Source organism: Paenibacillus sp. XP01 (assembly GCF_057364885.1).
This window is the reverse complement of record NZ_CP139481.1, coordinates 1,341,476-1,359,402: the sequence shown is the minus strand read 5'-3', so window position 1 is coordinate 1,359,402 and position 17,927 is coordinate 1,341,476. Positions and strand designations below refer to the sequence as shown.

24 protein-coding genes are annotated in these 17,927 nt (G+C 52.6%); all 24 read right to left on the bottom strand.

Annotated features, from left to right (window positions below; genetic code table 11):
- Positions 1-4: 4 nt before the first annotated feature.
- The 24 genes from SNR34_RS06135 to SNR34_RS06020 all read right to left on the bottom strand — a co-directional run bounded on the left by SNR34_RS06135 (position 5) and on the right by SNR34_RS06020 (position 17,898).
- The gene (locus tag SNR34_RS06135) at positions 5-706 is read right to left on the bottom strand and encodes a LysM peptidoglycan-binding domain-containing protein (RefSeq protein ID WP_236415294.1); all 702 of its coding nucleotides are present in this window, start codon (positions 704-706) and stop codon (positions 5-7) included.
- The gene (locus SNR34_RS06130; RefSeq protein WP_486181437.1) at positions 707-2,782 is read right to left on the bottom strand and encodes a hypothetical protein; all 2,076 of its coding nucleotides are present in this window, start codon (positions 2,780-2,782) and stop codon (positions 707-709) included.
- Positions 2,783-2,982: 200 nt separating this feature from the next.
- Positions 2,983-3,405, bottom strand: coding sequence for a phage tail assembly chaperone (locus SNR34_RS06125; RefSeq protein WP_486181436.1), 423 nt, complete (start codon positions 3,403-3,405; stop codon positions 2,983-2,985).
- 253 nt (positions 3,406-3,658) lie between these two features.
- Positions 3,659-4,117 carry a phage tail tube protein gene (locus SNR34_RS06120; protein WP_145320645.1) on the bottom strand — a complete coding sequence of 153 codons (459 nt, stop codon included), beginning with the start codon at positions 4,115-4,117 and terminating at the stop codon, positions 3,659-3,661.
- Between the two features lies 1 nt (position 4,118).
- Positions 4,119-5,435 carry a phage tail sheath family protein gene (locus tag SNR34_RS06115; protein WP_486181435.1) on the bottom strand — a complete coding sequence of 439 codons (1,317 nt, stop codon included), beginning with the start codon at positions 5,433-5,435 and terminating at the stop codon, positions 4,119-4,121.
- On the bottom strand, positions 5,436-5,750 hold the full coding sequence (locus SNR34_RS06110; RefSeq protein ID WP_486181434.1) for a hypothetical protein: 315 nt from the start codon (positions 5,748-5,750) through the stop codon (positions 5,436-5,438).
- 47 nt (positions 5,751-5,797) lie between these two features.
- Positions 5,798-6,226, bottom strand: coding sequence for a phage tail terminator family protein (locus tag SNR34_RS06105; RefSeq protein ID WP_339276537.1), 429 nt, complete (start codon positions 6,224-6,226; stop codon positions 5,798-5,800).
- A 128-nt stretch (positions 6,227-6,354) separates the two neighbouring features.
- On the bottom strand, positions 6,355-6,534 hold the full coding sequence (locus SNR34_RS06100) for a hypothetical protein (RefSeq protein WP_486181433.1): 180 nt from the start codon (positions 6,532-6,534) through the stop codon (positions 6,355-6,357).
- 8 nt (positions 6,535-6,542) lie between these two features.
- Entirely contained in the window at positions 6,543-7,028 is a 486-nt protein-coding gene (locus SNR34_RS06095; protein ID WP_486181432.1) for a phage holin family protein, read from the bottom strand.
- A gap of 83 nt (positions 7,029-7,111) precedes the next feature.
- Complete coding sequence (locus SNR34_RS06090; protein ID WP_486181431.1) at positions 7,112-7,243, bottom strand: hypothetical protein; 132 nt, start codon at positions 7,241-7,243, stop codon at positions 7,112-7,114.
- 50 nt (positions 7,244-7,293) lie between these two features.
- The gene (locus SNR34_RS06085) at positions 7,294-7,722 is read right to left on the bottom strand and encodes a hypothetical protein (RefSeq protein ID WP_486181430.1); all 429 of its coding nucleotides are present in this window, start codon (positions 7,720-7,722) and stop codon (positions 7,294-7,296) included.
- Between the two features lie 16 nt (positions 7,723-7,738).
- Positions 7,739-8,710 (bottom strand): tail fiber protein, encoded by a 972-nt coding sequence (locus tag SNR34_RS06080; RefSeq protein ID WP_486181429.1) that lies wholly within the window; start codon positions 8,708-8,710, stop codon positions 7,739-7,741.
- The gene (locus SNR34_RS06075) at positions 8,710-9,360 is read right to left on the bottom strand and encodes a YmfQ family protein (RefSeq protein ID WP_486181428.1); all 651 of its coding nucleotides are present in this window, start codon (positions 9,358-9,360) and stop codon (positions 8,710-8,712) included. Before SNR34_RS06075 ends, SNR34_RS06080 begins: the two co-directional genes overlap by 1 nt.
- A gap of 105 nt (positions 9,361-9,465) precedes the next feature.
- On the bottom strand, positions 9,466-10,605 hold the full coding sequence (locus SNR34_RS06070) for a baseplate J/gp47 family protein (protein WP_486181427.1): 1,140 nt from the start codon (positions 10,603-10,605) through the stop codon (positions 9,466-9,468).
- 3 nt (positions 10,606-10,608) lie between these two features.
- Positions 10,609-11,070, bottom strand: a complete 462-nt coding sequence (locus tag SNR34_RS06065) for a DUF2634 domain-containing protein (RefSeq protein ID WP_339276525.1) — start codon at positions 11,068-11,070, stop codon at positions 10,609-10,611.
- Positions 11,063-11,473 (bottom strand): hypothetical protein, encoded by a 411-nt coding sequence (locus SNR34_RS06060; RefSeq protein ID WP_486181426.1) that lies wholly within the window; start codon positions 11,471-11,473, stop codon positions 11,063-11,065. The genes SNR34_RS06065 and SNR34_RS06060 overlap by 8 nt, the downstream gene beginning before the upstream one ends.
- Positions 11,466-12,452, bottom strand: coding sequence for an XkdQ/YqbQ family protein (locus SNR34_RS06055; RefSeq protein ID WP_486181425.1), 987 nt, complete (start codon positions 12,450-12,452; stop codon positions 11,466-11,468). Before SNR34_RS06055 ends, SNR34_RS06060 begins: the two co-directional genes overlap by 8 nt.
- Positions 12,449-13,078 (bottom strand): LysM peptidoglycan-binding domain-containing protein, encoded by a 630-nt coding sequence (locus SNR34_RS06050; protein ID WP_236415404.1) that lies wholly within the window; start codon positions 13,076-13,078, stop codon positions 12,449-12,451. The genes SNR34_RS06055 and SNR34_RS06050 overlap by 4 nt, the downstream gene beginning before the upstream one ends.
- A gap of 54 nt (positions 13,079-13,132) precedes the next feature.
- The gene (locus SNR34_RS06045; protein WP_486181424.1) at positions 13,133-14,734 is read right to left on the bottom strand and encodes a hypothetical protein; all 1,602 of its coding nucleotides are present in this window, start codon (positions 14,732-14,734) and stop codon (positions 13,133-13,135) included.
- A gap of 30 nt (positions 14,735-14,764) precedes the next feature.
- Positions 14,765-14,908 (bottom strand): hypothetical protein, encoded by a 144-nt coding sequence (locus SNR34_RS06040; protein ID WP_486181423.1) that lies wholly within the window; start codon positions 14,906-14,908, stop codon positions 14,765-14,767.
- A gap of 14 nt (positions 14,909-14,922) precedes the next feature.
- Entirely contained in the window at positions 14,923-15,357 is a 435-nt protein-coding gene (locus tag SNR34_RS06035) for a phage tail assembly chaperone (protein WP_339276520.1), read from the bottom strand.
- A gap of 139 nt (positions 15,358-15,496) precedes the next feature.
- Positions 15,497-15,904, bottom strand: a complete 408-nt coding sequence (locus tag SNR34_RS06030; protein ID WP_236415328.1) for a phage tail tube protein — start codon at positions 15,902-15,904, stop codon at positions 15,497-15,499.
- 330 nt (positions 15,905-16,234) lie between these two features.
- A complete protein-coding gene (locus tag SNR34_RS06025) occupies positions 16,235-17,698 on the bottom strand; it encodes a phage tail sheath subtilisin-like domain-containing protein (RefSeq protein WP_486181422.1) in 1,464 nt (487 codons plus the stop codon).
- Positions 17,698-17,898 carry a YqzN/YkzM domain-containing protein gene (locus SNR34_RS06020; RefSeq protein ID WP_486181421.1) on the bottom strand — a complete coding sequence of 67 codons (201 nt, stop codon included), beginning with the start codon at positions 17,896-17,898 and terminating at the stop codon, positions 17,698-17,700. The genes SNR34_RS06025 and SNR34_RS06020 overlap by 1 nt, the downstream gene beginning before the upstream one ends.
- Positions 17,899-17,927 lie beyond the last annotated feature (29 nt).

Genomic DNA, 17,927 nt, shown 5'->3' with positions numbered 1-17,927 from the left:
CCTTTCAAGGCAGCTTGAGTACAAGCCCGATCGGGAGGCGTTTGATCTGAGCATCTTGGATGCCGTTCAGCTTCTGCAGTTCTTTCCAGCGCGCACCATCTCCCAGATGGGCTTTGGCTATGGACCATAACGAATCGCCGGCTTTGAGCGTCACCGTTTTCGGCTGCACCTTTTCATCCGAGCGCGTCGTTTCATCCTTCGTTTTGGCGGCAGATGCCTGTTTCGCGTCATTCTTCTTGACGAGCTCCACCTTTTTGGGCAAATAAAACTTGTATTCCTTCAGCTTGATATCGTATTGAATGTCGCCGACCTGCCCGGCCGTTTCCTTCCAGTCGAAGCTCTCGATGGACACGGGCATGTTGATCGTGTAGCGGGCGCTTGAGTAGAACAATCTGGCTCGTTTGCCCGTCTGCATCCAGCGAATGATTTTTTTCACGTATTCATAGGGATCGTCGTAGTATTGCTCTTTAATAGAAGAATGTCTGGCATCGTAATAAATATGGTAAGGACTGTAATCGGCCGGAAAAATACCGCTAAAACTCACTTCCCTTAAACGAGGCGATTTGATGACATTGATCTCCCCGATTCCGGTCACGTCATGCGTGCTGCCATCCAGCGCATCCGCAAACTCGATCGTCTCCGGGTTGACCGGAAAGTACATATATTCCGCGCGGTTGTTGTAGCTGAGCTGAATGTAATAGTCCATTTATCCATATACCCCCTGTGCGCTGGAGACGATTTGGCTGTTCAGGCCATCGGTGATTTTCGTAATGATGCTGTCGATGTCGTGGCCGCTGTTGATATCCCCCGTCGTCACTTGCACGGTCGGCGTAAGGCTGACGAAACGTTGGATAGCCTGCATTTCAGCCAACTCGCGCATCAGCTTCAGGTCCTCGCTCGTCACGTCCACCGTGCCCGACACGTCCCCGATCTGATCGACCTTGCCGACATTGTTGATTTTGTTGATGTTGCTTGTGTTGTTGGGCATTTGCATGGTCGGCACGGATGGGGCTGTTGGTGCTAATGGTACGGTTGGCATTGTAGGGGTCTCTGGTTTGAAACCATCGCCAAAATTACCAGGGAAACCACCATCTGAAACGGTATCGTCGACAGAAAATTTGGAAAAGAAATCCTCAGCCAGCTGCTGCCCTTTATCTCCAGCATTCGGATCGAATTCACTATCCATCCTGAACAAAGATACAACGTCTTTATCGCTTTCCGGAGCCATGGATTCTAATGTATTCATCCATTCCTTTACCTTTTTGCTTCCGATATTAATATCGGCTTCAGAAACGACGTCAAGATTGGTGCCGAACGTGTCATTAATGAATGAAGCAACTTTGCCAATAGCACCCACAGCCTTGCCCAGGAAACTTTCGATTCCTACCATTACGTTGTACAAGGTTTGAAGCACGAACATTCCAAGATCATAGAATAGTTTCTTGATGGCATACACCGGATCAATAAATAAATTGATGAGGAACTCAGCCAAAGAAGCGAATAGATTCCACAACATAGCAATTTTCACTCGAATATTTTCGAACAACATCAGAAATACAGAAATGATTGATCCGACAATCTGCGTGCCTGAAACACCGCATAAATTCAGTATCGCTATCACTGCAGCAATTGCCGCAATAACCAATAAGATTGGCCAGTTTAATAGTAACCAAGCACCGGCAAGTGCCAGTACCTGCACGATGACAACGCTCAACTGAATGATGATGTTTGCAAGCAATACAAGGGCAATAGCCGTTAATATCGGCGCAATCAAATCCCAGTTTTCCTGAACGACGGTGGCAAAAGCGATAACCCCCTGCACGATGAAAGCGATGACCTGTGCAATCATGGCAAAGGCTGTACCAATCCACTCCGTAAAACTACTGAATTGCCCCGAGCTAAATGCTTCACTTAATTGGTCCAATACAGGTGATAAAACTTCTAATGCTTTCGTTCCCAATTCGGCTAATACAGCATTAAATTGATTCACGATCCCCGTCCATTTCTGAAGCGGCGAATCGAGCATCGTATCGAATGCCTCCTTGGTATACCCCTGCATCTCAAGCACCGTCTGCATTTTCTGTATAAAACCATCCAAATCCTTGGTCTCGATGAATCCTTCCAAACCAGCATTGTCAAGTGCACCCTCGGAAACATTAAAATCAGATGCCAAATTCGAATTGTCTCCATTCATAGCACTGACTAATGCAGATGAGGCATCTGTCAGGCTTTTCCCATCCGGAGACAGCACGCTTAGACGTTTGGACAACTCATTCAGTTGTTCAATCTGGCCCATATTTTGTACCAGGGGTAGGAAACCTAGTGAAGACTGAAGCGAATCGTTCACATTTTGTCCGCCTTTAAATGCTTGATCCCGAACCTTATGATAAGCACCCTTTCCAAGATCCGGATCTTCCGCTGCAATCATGTAACGATACTTCCAATCTTCTTCCTCAGCAGCAGCTTTTAGTACAACGCTCCCGACGGACTTCACCATTTGAAGCCATTTGGATAATTGGCTGAGGTTGTCACTTAGAGATTTCCCCGCATCATCAGCGGCGTCGTCCAGTTTGTCCATCAGGTTAATCGTTACATTCAACTGTTGGTTCACTTGATTAAAATGATTGGATATATTGGTCTGGTTGAATTGATTGAGATTAATCCGATTGATCTGGTTGAAATTATTTAGGATTTCAGTCGTTTTTACTTGTACCAGATTCAAATTATTGATCAAATTGTTTATTGACGGAGGGTTGATCACGTCTATTCTTGTATCAGACATCTTCTTCTCCTCCTTTCCCTGTTATTTCTTGCGGGTACGGCTACGGGCGCGTTCTTTCTTCTCCTCCTCTACCCGAACAGAGATCATGGCATAGATGGCCGCCTGCTCCCTTGGAGCGAGCGCCATCAGCTCATGGGGGAGAATCTTCAGTTCATGGAGGGCGTAATAGGCCAGATTGGCTTCCGGGTCGCCCTCTTTGATCAGTTTTTTACTTCATCCACCATGTCGTTCATGTCCTGGTTGAAGCCGTTCAGCTTCTGCACCTGCTCCCCCAAGGTGGCAAACTCGCCCGGAAGCAGCATTTTGCGAAGCAGCGACTCCGCGCCCATGACGCCGTAGGAACGCTGCAGCTCCGCGTTTTTGAGATCCGGGTAGACGATGCTTGCCGTCATCAAGCGTGCCATGTAATCATTGGCATCGATGTCAGGCGTGTAAACGCCGTTTTTGCCTTTCACTTTGCGAGTGGCCGCTTTGCGGCACTCCTGGTTTTCGTCCTCGGTCATGCTGCGCAGCTTCCAAGCGACCGGTTCGCCGTCCTCATTTTTGAAACGCGGGGACACGACGAAATCGACCGTTGCCTCCGAAGCTGCATTTTGCGCAAAAAACATACTCAATCCTCTCATGAATGGTTCCTCCTCAGAAAATAGTCCCACCGCAATTCGTGCAGCTGTTGGACATATGTTGTAAAGAGAGCAGACCGCCTCTCTCCTCTAAAAAATAAACCCAGCATCGTCAGCGGAAATGGCTGTTCATGCTGGGCACGACGAATAACCCGTCTATTATGGCGGGTACGTTGGGTTATACATTCACTTTTCCAGACTGCTTTACAGCATGAAGTTGAAGTGATTTTCTTTTCGACTCAAAAGGGTGGCTATCTTACTTCGGCAAATTAAACGACACCGGCATGTCCACATCTTCAAAAGTAAAGCTTACTTCCTCCTCCAGCGCCTCGGACTCGGTATCCAGCGACGCCATGATCACGCTGTCCAGATTGACGCCTTTCAGCGTTACAGTTTGCTTGCCGATCGTGGAAGAAGGGTCCTCGTTGGTGACTTCGATATCGAAATACGTATCCACGCCGTTTTGCATGTACTGCAGCATCAGCTCGCGGAAGCGGGACGTCGTATAGAAAATCGTCATCGAGCCGGAACCGGACCACCCGGTTGCTTTGTGCTGCACGCCGCGGCGGCCCAGCGTTTTGACCTCGGCTTTTTGTTTCTCTACCGTAGCTTCAAGCGTTTTGACGTAGAACATCTCTTCCGTCTGTCCGTTAATCGTTGCGTATGCGCGGCCCTCCTGGCCGGAAATCGTGTCGCTTGCTTTCAAAAATGCCATCTTAAGCCACCTTCACTTTCATATATACTTTTTCAACCGAATCCACAGGCTGCACGGCAACGTCGATCACGATGCTGTCCGACTCGTTGCCTGCCGCAACCGTAATGTCTGCATTGGAGTCAAAATTTTGGATGGCGCCGATGTCCTGCAGCTGCTTCAGGTACGTCACGCACTGGGAACGGAACAGGCTGCGGCCGTCCTCGTTGTTGTTCACTTTGCCGATGAAGTACGATTCGAAGATCCGTTTCAGGTCATTGGAAATGCCGTCAAGGACGCGTACCACGCGGTTTTTCGCAAAATGGCGCGCCTTCTCCGGCGTTACCGAGCGGAACGTGTTCACGTCCTGCTCCACGACGGCCCGGTTGCTGCTCGCCGTAAACACGAACTCGCCATTGCGCAGAGCAGCCTCCGTCTCGGTATGCGTCAATCGGCCATTGACGTCCACCGCATCGTCATAGGCACGGAACGTCAGCGATTCGTTGATGTTTGCTCCGGCCGTCGCGCCAGCCGTCCAAGCCACCGCTTCCTGCGCGGACAGCTCCGTCCCGTCAGACAGCACAACGCCGTTGCGTACGCTGATCACGCCCTCATGGTCGGCAGCCGGGTAGTTGGACACGACCAGCTGCACCTTTTTGCCCTCCGTCTCACGCAAACGGCGAATGTAGGACGTGTATACGGATTTCAGCGTATTGTCCTCGGAGATCAGGCCGACCGTATTGAAATCAAGCACTTCCAGTGCAGCGAGGAAATCTGCGTGCGCTTCGTTCGTTGCCGTCCCATCCTCCCCGCCGGTAAGCGGAAGAGCTGCCGTTTCCGTCAGCTCGCCTGTCCCGGCAAAAACGACGTAATCGTTGGAAACCAGTTCGCCGATCGTCGCAGCGGTTTGTTTGTCCACTTCTTTACTGCCTAGAAGGGTGGTGACGTCGAATTGTTCTGCATCGTTAATGTTCGCGGCGATGGCAATGCTCAGATCATTCCCTCGTTTACCGCCAAATTTGGCTGTAGCAGTCAGGTTATCGAGCGTGGCTTTGGCTTGGGTGCCTGCGTTCAATCGGTAGAGCAGCAGCGTTTGGGCGCGCTTGAGCGCTTCGCGAATGAGCAGCAATTGAGGAGAGGTCCAGTCGTAGCCGAGTTTGGACTGCACGTCCTCCCCTGCTTGGATCGTCATTATTTTGCCTGCTTGTCCCCAGGACAGTGGCAGAGCGAGCGCTACAGTCCCCCGTTCTCCAACGGTGCCCGGCAAAGATCCCTCCGATGCAAAGTTGATATATACGCCAGGGCGTACCTTGTTTTGCGTTGTCCATGTTCCTCCAGCCATTTATTGCGCCTCCTTGAGTTTGAATTGGTGAATGGTTTGTTTCGCTTCTTCCATGGTGCATGTTCCGTGTTCCGGCAGCATGGCCATCAAAATATCCCGTTCAATCCGGGTAAAATGCTCTGCGTGAGCAAATTGCGCTTTGCTGAACGAAGGCGGCCGAGCTGCCGGATCCGTTGGGTTCACTCCGGGCAGCTGTTCCGAAACATTTTCTTGCTCAGACAGATTGCCTGCAAAGGATTCATTGCTTGGATTGGTTGGGTTTGCTTGCGTGCTTGGATTAGAGCTTTTCTGCTCCTGAGCTTTTTTCGTAAACATGGCCAGGACACCTCCCATCGTTTTCATTGTGCATCCCTCATTCCTCGTTATGTTGCTGTTTTCAAGGCAGAGGATGAGTCCAAATGTTGCATGACGACCACGGGCGGAGATGCCTTGCTTGTGCGTGCAGTGTAATACACCATCATGCGCGGAAGCCCGTCTTCCCGGCCTTCCCAGCGCAATTCCGCCGCCCGATACGGCGTGCCCTCCACATCGACCGTCTCCAATGCCTCAAACAGCTCGTCCGGCAAGCCGGCTCGTATATCCTTTGTTGTGGACCAGACCATTTCGTAAGCGTACGACTGCACAAAACGATCGCTGCGTTCTCGCGTCATTTGCGCAGATAACAACCGGTATTCGATCGCCTCCACATCCGTGGAAATCTCCTTGGCAGAAGCTGCGGGACGGATCGGCATATCCGGAAATTTCAGCGAGAGCGCGTTGACGACGGCAGCCGTTAGTTTTTCTGTAAACATGATTCACCTCCTTTGCGATATTCATAGGACAGAAAAAGACCAGCTTGTCTGCCGGTCTGCTGATGTTTGGATGTTTGATTGTGCTGATATGTTCACGGCTAACTTCCTTGTTATGCCATGATATAACTTTACACCTTTTCGATCCTAGCGCGGATGGTAGAAGGTTTGAGTTTCTGCGAAAAGATGCCGAGGCTTGGGCGGAAAAAAGACGATGCTTTGGGGGCGCTGCCCCTCTTCTCTTTACCGTCCAGCCAAGAATAGCGACTCTGCACCGCATGGTTCACGGTGGATGGTTTGGCCTTTTCCATCCCGAGAGTCATTGGTTTGTGGTAGAGGCATCATTGTTTTTATTTTCGCTGTCCGCATTTGAGTCGTTCTTGGTATTTGAAGATTGGGTTGTGGGAGCTAACCCTTCGCCCCCTTTGCCCTTCAATACCTCAATCGCCTGACGGATCGCCGGAGGGATCGGTGCGCCGAGCTTGCCCCCGTTTTCGATGATGGACAACAGCTCATTCGCGATATAAAAAAAGGCAACCGCATCCCTGAACATATGTCCGTCTCCCAGGACGCCGTCCACCAGATGAGCCACCGATACCATGGCAAAAATAAACACCTTTCGTGCAATGCCGAATATGCCGACATTACTCTCCAACCTGCCCTCCACCGCAGCCGCCGCCATCCCGGTCACGTAATCAAGGATGACGAAGACGAGCAGAACACCTAGTACGCCTGACCAGCCTCCATAGAAGTAGGTGGCGGTGCTGGTGAGGAAGGCGAGGAGCCATTTAATGAAGTTTTCCATTATAATCTCCTACCTCTTTAATAGGATAATTCCCCTGATTACTCCAGAGATAAAAAAAATAGCGCACTACTTGGGTACGCTCTTTACTTCTCAATTAGAAATTCAACTCCACTTTCGATCAGAATAGCGTCAACTTGTTCACGAAGAGAAGCAGGAACTGTCTTATACTCTGTAGTGCCGAAAATAATACGCTGCGAGAAGAACATTGCTACCATCGTATCACCTCCTTTCAAGCGTAGAAGCAATCAGAATAATTCACGCTGGATCACTTATATACCTCTATTGCTATTTCAGCGATAACATCATCTGTGAATGCAGCTCGTTCCGCAAGTGCCTTGCTCTGTGCTTTCAGGAGTGTGCTTTCTTGAATAAGTGTGTCCACCTGCTTGCTGAGTGCTGGGCGCGGCTCCTGCGGTGCCTCTGGATCGACTGGATCAGGATAGGTGAACAATGGTTCCATCGTTTCCAGATTGATCCGTGTAATGATACCTCCTTCCGCATAATCGGCTGCATATGCGCCGTATTCCAATTGCAACATATCGACCGTATCGGGAACACGCTCTGCCAACGCAGCATATGCGGCGAAGTCTTGTTCGCATGTTGTCTCGATAACATAGCCGGACCGCTCTCCTGTATTGGCAATAACATTACCATTTGATTTGTCGTAATAAATCTTTGCTCCAATTTGCAACATTTAACACCCTCCTCATTTACCAACTTACAGCAATCCATGACACACCAGGAGACGACCCAACAGCCACGCCCACATTCAACACAAAGCCATTATCATTTATCGTGAATCCTAAGTAATTTGGATTGCCAGTGTCAAACTTCAGACCAAAACTACCGCCAAAAACTGTGCTATCTACCGCGACTCCGTAATGTAAAAAACCCGGTGTAAGATTATAATAAAATAAGATTATAGCAGGTCGAAAAGCGAGTCCTGTAACTTCTAATTTATAATTACCTGTCGGAGTGGAACCGGATGCGTACTTTTTCCCTTCTATTAAATTTCCTACTAAACCCAAAATATTTTTACCACTTCGGATATTGTTGGGATGCAGATCGGGCGTAAGAGCATACACCCACGATTGACCGTCAAAATATCCATTGGGCGGGCGGAAAAATGTACGATCGGCTTGCCAAACCTCTGTACTCAAAGCCTGCTGATGAGCGCTTTCGGCGCTCCGATTGGGCATTGCCCCTACAATCCCGTTAGCACTTGCATTGCTGAACGTTGCCCCCGCCAAAACCTGTCCAACCGTAGCATTACCCGTGGCCCGTATCATCGATGCCATTTTGGCAATGAGCTGCGCCCATGACTCACTTGTGGATGCCGCTACCCCAATGGAGTTGAGAGCGGCAACCACATTGACTTTCTGCTCAACTCCAAGCTGCTTTGCCGATTGCGCTTCAGCAAATGCAACATTTACCGCCTTCTCCGTCGCCGCCAGCGTCTCGGACGTCCCATTCGTCTTACTCGACAGCTGCACCTTTCCCTTCTGCGTCAACGACGCATCCGGGATATCCATCTTGCTCACCGCTTCCCGCAGCGTCTCCAAATCTTCCTGCGTCGCAACACCCGCATCAATCTTTTCAAAAATTGCATTAATGCTCTCCCGGGTCACATTCTCGTTCCCCAAAGGCAGCGGCAGTTTCAAACGATCCGTTTCCATTGGCATTACGCCCACACCTCCAGTTCATTCCACGTCAATGACGCGGCATCCAGTTCATCCCATGTCACTTGCTTGCGGTCCAGATCATCCCAGTTCAGATAACGGTACTCATACTCGACAGCCATGTGAGCCGGCTTCAGTTCTTCGATAGCTCGCTTGAGATCCTCCATATTCGGCGGAATGCCCATCGTGTCCACAAAGCTCACCGTAAAACTCCACGCCCCCGGTTGAAACGTCACGTCCACCTTGCCGCCCGCATAGGCTTCCGCTACACTTTTCACGAGTCTGCCCGAAAACGTTCCTGCACCGCGCAGCTTCGATTCCACCACGGCGCGCCGCTGGTCCACGGGTTTGAGACGATCTGTCTCAATGCCCAATTCTTGCTCCCAGTAGTCCAGTCCCCACGTCGCCGTGCGCACGAAAAATTGGTCCAACGTTTCCTCCAGCGCTTGGTACAGCATGTCCATCTCCGCACCCTTGGCCTGCATATCGGCACGCATTACGCGCGAAGTTTCATAGTACCCGGGGAGATAGGAAAAAAGCTCACGCCCTTTGGCACTCGAAATATCTACGCTTTTGAAGGCAATCCCTTCACTCTGAACAACAAATTCTTTGCTCTTGCCATCCATTTGGTCACTCATCGCAGCAGCACTCACATCCGGCCACCTCCTTCCGCTCCGCCAGAGTCCTGCCTTGAAAATTCCTTCTGCATCTCCAGCGCTGTCCACATGTCATCCATGATTTGCTGCTCCCCGAGCACCTTACTCATGCACGTCCACCGTCCCAAGTACAGCAACCTGGCTTGGCGTCATTTCAATGTTCTGGTCGCTCATGCCGTTCACGGTCAGCTCCGCATAATCGATGATCGGCGGAATGTCGAGCAGAATCGCGGCGATGCGGGTGTAACGCACCAATGGATCGGCAAAAGCAAGCTGCTTCAAATACGCGGTCACCCCGCGCTCGATCTGCTCCTTTACTTCCGCCAATGTGACATCACTCGCCAACGTCAGTTTGACTTCAATGTTCATCGGCACTTCCTCGGCCGGCATCACGCTGACGATCGGTCCAGCAGGAGCAACGCCTTCGCCTTGTCCATCCTGCGTCGGATCGATATACTGCTGCACCGCCTGCACCAGATCCGGGCCAGCCGCCCGTTTGTCCGTGTCGAGCAAATACAGCCCAACCGTGCCCGGCCCCTGCCAGAGCGGAATGACGCGTGTCGCGCCAACGCCAGGCACTTCGCTCGCCCACTGGATGTATTGCGCCTTGTTGCCACTCGTCCCCTGGTTGCGGACCTTTGCATAAAAGCGCTCCAACAGCGCCATATCCGTTTCAATATCCGCGCCGCCCTTGATCGCATCAGGGTTCACCACGGACGTCACGCCACTCACAGGCGTGGATAGCACAACGACCGTGCCTGCGGGCACGTTGCTCTCTTTTCCAGCAACCAATGCACGCACGCCCACGGTTCCAGAACCATCCGCATCCAGCTCCACACTACCTGTCGTTTCATATTCAAGCGAAGCCTCGCCCGAAATTTCGTCCGCGAGCGTAGCGACAACGGTGCCTGCAGGCACTACTTTGCCCGGCGTTCCCGCAAAACGCACCACTCCCTGTGCCGCCACCGCTGCACGCCGCGTAATGCCATGCTCGCCTGCCCGCAGGTCCAGCTCCTCTGCACGGAAATTCGGGTCATCGCTTGCCACCGTACTCGCGAACCCTCGCCGCAAAAGCTCTTGCGCCCAAACTGCCGCCTCCGACAGCATAAAAGCCACCGGTGCCTGCGCATCCCACAGGAACGATCCTTCCGATTTATCCAAATCGACGGGCAACCGATCCAGCATGCGCTGCATAATTTGCTCTTCGGTCTGTTCTTCCAAATAATTCGGAAACTCTGCCATCCGTCAGATCACCTCGCTTTCCAAAATCATTGACTCTTCCTGCACACTCGTCACCCGGCAAGAGAATCGGCACACTTCCCGTTCCCAATCAAACGCAAACTGGTCCACCGTCTCCGTGCGTGGATCGGCCAGCAGCGTTTCCGTCACCATGCGAACGATTTCGCTTTCCACCACGCCCCGGCTGTCGCCACCACCAATAAGGTCCTCCAGCTCCGAGCCGTAATTGCGCGAATAAATGACATGTCGGTATCGTGGCGTGCGCACCGCTTTGCTGCACCATTGCACCCACGCTTCATGACCGTCTGCCGCGGCAACTTTGCCGCTCGGCGTCAGCACGAATTCCCCGGCATCGTAATCGAAACGCCAGCTTCGGCCAAACTGCACCTCTACCGACTCCGCCTCCTGGCCGGACCAATCTTCTTCGTCGCCCCACACCATCCCGATTTCCGGAAACAAACTAGGCACCCGCACTCACCACCTTGCACAGCACCACGACGTCGTTGCCCCCGTTCACCCGCATTGCGAGCACCCGGTCGCCGGGCTTCATCCCTTTTCCAAGGGATAGTGTCGCCTCTTCCACTTCTTCTTTTTGCAAAAGAAAGCGTCCCTCGCTCGTCGTTCCGCCGTTCGCCACCTCGCTGATGTCGGAGATCGCCCCTGCCGTTTCACGTTCGGGCAGCTCCAAGGTGCCGGGGTATTCGGCCACAAAATAGTCCTGTACCTCATGTTTGAAATCGTCCAGCTTCACGCCGGACGACGTGATCGTGCCCAGCACCGCGCCCAGGCCGCTGACGGCCTGGCGAGTATGGTTGCTCATCGCGCCGCGCATCACATCGGCAAAATGCCCATACGGATCATCTTTATTCAAGGTAATACCTCCTTTTCACCAGTTCGGCCGTGCCGAGTTCCAGCGTCATCGTGCCCGGACCTGCCGACAAATCCCGGCTGACCGACATAACGATCAGCTTTATCCCTTTCAGGCGCACCGCGTCTCCGGCTCGAATCGTATTGATGTCCGGCGCCGTCACGGTAAACGTCTCCTGGATGCCGGTCAGCTTGCTCTTGGCCAGCTTTTTGGCGGCCGCTGCCGTTTTGACTTGATCGTCCTGGAACAGCTTTTGCAGCGTACCGAGTTCGGCAATACCCTGTTCCTCGATCGCCAGCACCTTGGAGGGAACCTCCTTGCCGCTGCTGGACTCGGAGGCTGCCATGACTTTTGCTTTGGTCACCGCGCCCTCCAATGTACGCATTTGCGACAGGTCGATCAGCCGATCCAGTTCATGCACCTTGGCATTGCTGCCCACCTTGAACAGTTGCAGCCCGGCAGGCGTCATGCGGGGATGATACATGTCCCCGCCCGATTTGACCGTCTCTTTCAGATCGGCATAGATCATCGACAGGATCGTCTGCGATCGGTACACCGCTTTGCTAAGCTTTGTCGTTGTATTCGGCAGCGTGGCGCATGGGATTTTCCACTCTTTGGCATACGTTTTGAGCCGCTGCGTGGCCGTCTGGTCTTTGGGCAGCAGAAACTCGTCCTCCGATTTTTCCAGATAGATCATCCGGTCGTAGATCATCAGGGATAACCGTTTGACGCCGCCGTTCGAGCTTTCCGCCTCCCAAATGACTGCAGGATGCAGCAACGTCGCCATTCCTGTGCCGCCAAAAGGAACCCCGCTGATCCGCACCGCCATGCCCGGCGATATCGCAGGCAAACCGGAAGTTGCTGACACTGCCAACCGGACATTGCCTTGGTAAGCAATTTGGTCGAGCGAATCCTTAAGCGTAATCGTCTCGACCAGCTTGGTGACATCGTATTTGTCTTCGACAATGACTTTGTACGTCATGGCAGCACCAGCTTTTGCCCAGGCTTGATTCGGTTAGGATCGTTGCCGATCGTTTTTTTGTTGAGCTGGTAGATCTCGTTCCACTTTGAACTGCTTCCCAGCTCCAGCTTGGCGATTTTCGATAACGAGTCACCGGATTTGACGGTATACGTTTTGCTGTTTTTTTTCAGGTCGGTCCGGGAGGACGATGATTTGCTCGCCCTTCCTGCACCCAGCTTCTCCACTTTCGAATCCCGCCAAGTGCGGAGGGTCAGGTCGAAATAAATGTCCCCCGGCTCGCCTCCCCGGAAGGTGGTGTTCAGGGTGACTAAGTATACCGGTACGTTCACGCCTGTGTTCGAGATAATGAAGCGCAGCGGTTTTTTGGACACCAGGAACGTATTCAGTACGTTCATCGCCACGCGCGGATCGGGAACCGTCGTCGTTTGGCAGAAGGATCGGTTATGTTCTTTCGGAAAAAAAGAAGAGAAGGTGATCTCCTTCACCTTCTCCCCAATCGCAAAATCAAACTCGCCATGCTCCAGCATGTTGATCGTTTCGTACCCTTTGGAACGGGATATGCTTACCTCCTCCGGATTGACCGGAAACTCGAAAGTGGTCGATCCGTCCTTCAAGGTAAAGAGCATGTCCAAACCTTCGGGTGTATCTTCAATGAATGCCATGATTGACCTCCTTCCACTTTAAGCCATCACCGTTGATCGGCGATTTTCCATGGCACGGCGCAATTCATTCGAGAGGCGTCCCCCGATCTGAAGGGCGAGGGCATCGTAATCGATCGCGTTTTCGCGCACCGTCACTTGCACCGCTCCCGCAGGCACGTTGACAGAGACTTGGTTGGTGACCTCAGTTTTGAAATCGGTGAGGTAACCAGCCAGACTGCTCATCTGTTCCTCGGAAATTTGCACGGTCATCGTGGATGGTGTGCCGTTGCCCGCGGCCTGTGCTTGCGCACCTGCACCTGTACCCATGCCCATGGCCTGCATTTGCATCAGGTTCGGTCCAGCGAGTGCCGCCGCCGTTGGGCCGCCGCCCATGCCGGACAAGTAGGCATTCGGACCGGTTATCGAGAGAGCGGATGGGATATAGGCTGGAGCAGGCATCGGTTGGGCAGCGGGGGCTGGTTGCGCTGGCGCCACAGGAGGTTCTTCTATTTTGGAGCCTCCAAAGAAATCGGTGATACCGCCGAAGATATTCTTCGCCTTCTCGGCTACAAAATTACCAGCGCCGGACAAAGCGTTTCCAATGTCTTTCGCCTTATCTCCGATCCACCCACCGACTTCACTGCCAGCCCAGCCACCAACCGCACCGCCAACCCAGGTTCCAATGCCTGGGAGTAGCGCGGTGCCGATTGCACTACCAATGGCCGTTCCAGCAGCACCACCGATCATTGATCCACCGGCACGTCCTCTTTGTTCTGGTGAAGCGGTGGCAAAATCCGCCACGCTCATCATGGTGTTGAGAGGACCCAGAAATTTTCCTGCTTTTTTGACGACTCCACTGCCTATTTTGCTAATAAGGCCCGAGCCCCCGCCGCCTTCTGTTCCTCCACCACCAAATAATCCCTTTACATCTCCCCACAATCCATCAATACCACCAATTAAATCAGAGCCTGCTGTAGAGAAGTCATTGACAAACTTAGCTCCGCGTTTTGTAACCTTGAACACCTTTTTCCACCTGTTTCCTGGTGTAGAGGGTCTTTTTATTTCTTTCCACAGTTTTTTCCCGCTGCTTCTTGCATCGAAAGCTTTCGTTACTCCAGACGAGAGTGACTTCCCCCGATCAAACATACCTTTCATTTTTTGCAAAAATGTTTTAGGTTTTTCTTCTCCTCCAGCTGCCCCGATATTTATGGAGTCCAGCTTATTAGTTAGATTGTTTAATGATTGCGTGTTCACTTGTAAGGCATCTATCAAAGGCTGTGAGTTTACATCGACGGATACACCTGAGATTTGGTGACTAACCTTATAGTTTACATTGGCTGAAGCGTCCAAAATCCCTGATCGAATAGACTTGAGTTTATTCAACAATCCTTCTAAAGCTGGCGTGGCTCGATCAGCAAATTCAACTTGTGGGGTAATCCGTAACCTGCTCAATCGTACCGCCGTGCTATAAATGCTCTCCAGACGTCGCCCAGTTGTCCGCAACTCGTTGTTGGTCTTGATCAAACTCTGATAACGCGTTCGGCCCAACCGATCCGTGGAACGCTGGATTTGGTCGAGATAACGGATCGTCGTTCGCATCTGCGCATTCGATTGGGACAAACCAATAATCGTTTCTGCCATTCGTTCACCTCCTGACGTATCGTTGTTCCTCTATCGATTGGCCGCTGAGGCCAACGCGCCCATCTCCTCTTCACTAAAAGCGAGCAGCAATGACCGCTCTCCTCTTGGCAGTGCCCAGAACTCTCCGGGACGCAAATGATGGCGCACCCACATGTGGTACAGGTACGTCGTCATCCCGCCGGAGTGAATCAGTTTTTTAGGTCTTCAATCTCCACGCCGAAGCCGGACAGCTCCAGTACTTTGTCGCCGACCGCGTCCAATTCACCTGCCAGCAGCATGCGGCGAACCGCCTGCTCCCCGCCGGACAGCTTCATGCGTCCGGTGATGCGGCTGTCTCCCCAGCCGGACAGTTCCAGGCTGCGTACCTGCAGCTTGACCGTCGCTTCCGAGATCAGCAGCGCGTTGAATGTCTCCGTGTCTACTTTTTCCTCGGTACGGCCTTTGACCGTTTTGCGGATCGTGCAGCGTTCGCGGATCTGATCGACCTTCGAGGACGTCAGGCCGCGCAGGGTCAGCAGCAGATCCAGGCGCTGAATGCGCACGTTTTCCTCCGGCAGCCGTTCGGCTGCTTCAAACAGCTGGTCCAAAATCTGTTCTTCCGACAAATGTTCGTTTACGCTCATGGTTGTTAGCTCCTTTTTTTGACTGTGTATAAATTCAATGCTTCAACTTGATCCATTCACCAGCATACTTTCTCATCTCTTACACATTGGTCAATGAAAGGACCGGGAAACGTCCCAGCCCATTCACATTCCGCTCGAATTATCTGGCTACAATCGGATCAAGCAGATCGAATCCTTCAAAGGTAAAACCGGTCTCCTCCGGCACTTCCTCGCCGGCCGTCCAGTTGGCCAACTGGATTTTGTCGACCATGCAGCCTTTCAGCAGCACCCGCTCATGACCATAGGACTCGGGATCGTTCAGCGAGGAAATAATTTCGAATTTGGTAAAACCGCGCACGATCATGTCCGATGTCACTTTGTAACCGGTCATGGTGCCGGTGCCTTTTTTGGCGCCGTTTTTGTGCACCTTCCAGTCGTTGCCGACCAGGTTCAGCTCGCGCTTCTCGATCTCCACGCTGGCCTCCAGTTTGTTGATATTGGTCTGCCACACACCATCGATATGCAGCTGACCGTGGGTACCGAGAATAACTCTTGATGCATCCAACATGTAAAATTCCTCCTTGGTTATATGTGTTGAGGTTCCACACCTCTTCGTTGATTCATTTGCGCAGTTCTAACGAACCGTAGACACCTTATTTGGAGATAAATCACGCATGCCACAATGTAACGAACCTCAGCCACGCTATTCGGGCCGGAAACAAGCAACAACGCCCGTTTTCGGGCAAATAAGACGTCTGAGGTTCGTTAAAGTGCCAACCACATCGATTTGGAGCCAATAACGTGCGTCAGGTTCGTTAAAAATTCGGCTGCTCCATCTCATGCCCTCTGCGATCAGCCACGTGGTATAAGGTTCGCCACGCCCTAATCCCAACGCCAATTACTGCACATAAAATGTGCCAAACAACTGCTCCATCACATCGGTCAGTTTCACATTCCACTGGAGGTACACCTGATCCGCCTCCGGTTTGAATACCGGGGAGTCGCCGTAATATGCCGGGTCGAGCACGACATCGTAACCGGACGCTTCGATCACATTGCTTTGTGCCAATAGCCCCAGGTAGGACTTCATGGCCGAAATCAGCGCCAAGCGTCCTTCCTCGGTATTGTTCACTTTGCCGATGTAGCTGTCTTCCGCGGAACGCTGCAAATCCGTGTTAATCGCATCCATCACGCGGATCGAACGGATTTTTTTCCATGCATTGTTTTGACCCGACTCAGGCGTAACCAGCGTGTTCACACCGCGAAGCGCCTTCACTTGACGTCCGTCATGGATGAAAACGAACACCCCGTTCTGCACGGCCTGCTCCTGCTCGGCACGCGTCCAGCGGCGCGTCACATCATCAAACGGAGTCGCGGCATACGTGGTCGATTCGTTCAAACGCTGCCCGGCGATCAGACCCGCCACGTACGCAGAGGTTTGCGCCGAACTGTAATCAACGTCGCCCAAACGTACGCCCGTCCCCACGTTAATGACGCCTTCATGGTTCAGCGTGAGGGAGCGCGCTGCCGCCTTTTGCGCCGCATTCACCGAAGTATCGTCCGCGGAAGAACCGCCAAACACGGCCATCACCGGTTTGCCTTCGCTGCGCACACGTTTCACCCACGCTGCAAAGCTCGCCAATAAAGACGCATCCGCCGCATGATCCAGGGCGAGCACATCGAACGTTTGTCCCTCCAGCGCCGCTTGCAAAGCAATGTAATCCGCATTGGCAATACTTTCGTTGCCGCTCACACCGCCATTGAATGCAGCTCCCGACACCGTCGCTACCGTGCCCGTTCCATCGCCTACCGCCTGTGCGGTAATCCACAGATTGCTCTCATCCGCATTGATCTGCTCGGCCAGCGCCGCGGCCGAAATGTCTGCCGTCAGCAAGGCATACAGCATTTTGTTGCCCTCAAACAGACGCACCTCATGCTTCGTGTTGTCGATGACGCCCGGCTGAATCGTCACGTAGAAACCGTTGGCGCGATCGCCCGGATATTTGGCAGTCAGCTGCAGCACGTCCGCATCGCTGCCATCCTTCAGCACCAAGCTTGCCGCCTTCGCCGTTTCCCCGGTTACGCGGTATGCCAATAACTTCTTCGGCCCGCCCAACAGTGCCAGCTTCAAGGACGCATAGGCCGTCCCGTTATCCAAGGCGTTTGCCGCGAAAATCTGTCCGATCGCCGCTTCGCTGCCCACTTCCACAAACGTGCCCGCCGGGCCCCAGTTCGCCTTGACCGGAACAACGACAGTCCCCCGCGATCCGGCCTGAATGGCCGATGCCGCTGCCGCCTGAAAATTCATATACAAGCCCGGAAGTACCGGACGATTCGTTTGCTCCCAAGTTCCGCCTGCCATTATCCGTTCACCTTCGCTTTCATAAATTGATCGATGCTTTCCCTAACCTCTTGAATGGAAAATGTTTGCTGCGCCGCTTCAAACAGCGCACCATGCAGCACCTCAGCCTTGACGGCAAAGAGGGCTTCCGCATGATTCATCAGTTCCGCCCGCGTATACTTCGGGGCTGCCTGCGCATTTTTTTTGACCGTGCCTGCCATGGGCATCTCACCTCGTTATCCATAAGTTT

Bases quoted from the DNA above. Each gene is read 5' to 3' on its own strand.
- SNR34_RS06135 (WP_236415294.1), bottom strand. From the start codon at position 706: ATGGACTATTACATTCAGCTCAGCTACAACAACCGCGCGGAATATATG.
- SNR34_RS06130 (WP_486181437.1), bottom strand. From the start codon at position 2,782: ATGTCTGATACAAGAATAGACGTGATCAACCCTCCGTCAATAAACAAT.
- SNR34_RS06125 (WP_486181436.1), bottom strand. From the start codon at position 3,405: ATGAGAGGATTGAGTATGTTTTTTGCGCAAAATGCAGCTTCGGAGGCA.
- SNR34_RS06120 (WP_145320645.1), bottom strand. From the start codon at position 4,117: ATGGCATTTTTGAAAGCAAGCGACACGATTTCCGGCCAGGAGGGCCGC.
- SNR34_RS06115 (WP_486181435.1), bottom strand. From the start codon at position 5,435: ATGGCTGGAGGAACATGGACAACGCAAAACAAGGTACGCCCTGGCGTA.
- SNR34_RS06110 (WP_486181434.1), bottom strand. From the start codon at position 5,750: ATGTTTACGAAAAAAGCTCAGGAGCAGAAAAGCTCTAATCCAAGCACG.
- SNR34_RS06105 (WP_339276537.1), bottom strand. From the start codon at position 6,226: ATGTTTACAGAAAAACTAACGGCTGCCGTCGTCAACGCGCTCTCGCTG.
- SNR34_RS06100 (WP_486181433.1), bottom strand. From the start codon at position 6,534: ATGGAAAAGGCCAAACCATCCACCGTGAACCATGCGGTGCAGAGTCGC.
- SNR34_RS06095 (WP_486181432.1), bottom strand. From the start codon at position 7,028: ATGGAAAACTTCATTAAATGGCTCCTCGCCTTCCTCACCAGCACCGCC.
- SNR34_RS06090 (WP_486181431.1), bottom strand. From the start codon at position 7,243: ATGGTAGCAATGTTCTTCTCGCAGCGTATTATTTTCGGCACTACAGAG.
- SNR34_RS06085 (WP_486181430.1), bottom strand. From the start codon at position 7,722: ATGTTGCAAATTGGAGCAAAGATTTATTACGACAAATCAAATGGTAAT.
- SNR34_RS06080 (WP_486181429.1), bottom strand. From the start codon at position 8,710: ATGCCAATGGAAACGGATCGTTTGAAACTGCCGCTGCCTTTGGGGAAC.
- SNR34_RS06070 (WP_486181427.1), bottom strand. From the start codon at position 10,605: ATGGCAGAGTTTCCGAATTATTTGGAAGAACAGACCGAAGAGCAAATT.
- SNR34_RS06055 (WP_486181425.1), bottom strand. From the start codon at position 12,452: ATGACGTACAAAGTCATTGTCGAAGACAAATACGATGTCACCAAGCTG.
- SNR34_RS06050 (WP_236415404.1), bottom strand. From the start codon at position 13,078: ATGCTCTTTACCTTGAAGGACGGATCGACCACTTTCGAGTTTCCGGTC.
- SNR34_RS06045 (WP_486181424.1), bottom strand. From the start codon at position 14,734: ATGGCAGAAACGATTATTGGTTTGTCCCAATCGAATGCGCAGATGCGA.
- SNR34_RS06040 (WP_486181423.1), bottom strand. From the start codon at position 14,908: ATGACGACGTACCTGTACCACATGTGGGTGCGCCATCATTTGCGTCCC.
- SNR34_RS06035 (WP_339276520.1), bottom strand. From the start codon at position 15,357: ATGAGCGTAAACGAACATTTGTCGGAAGAACAGATTTTGGACCAGCTG.
- SNR34_RS06030 (WP_236415328.1), bottom strand. From the start codon at position 15,904: ATGTTGGATGCATCAAGAGTTATTCTCGGTACCCACGGTCAGCTGCAT.
- SNR34_RS06025 (WP_486181422.1), bottom strand. From the start codon at position 17,698: ATGGCAGGCGGAACTTGGGAGCAAACGAATCGTCCGGTACTTCCGGGC.
- SNR34_RS06020 (WP_486181421.1), bottom strand. From the start codon at position 17,898: ATGGCAGGCACGGTCAAAAAAAATGCGCAGGCAGCCCCGAAGTATACG.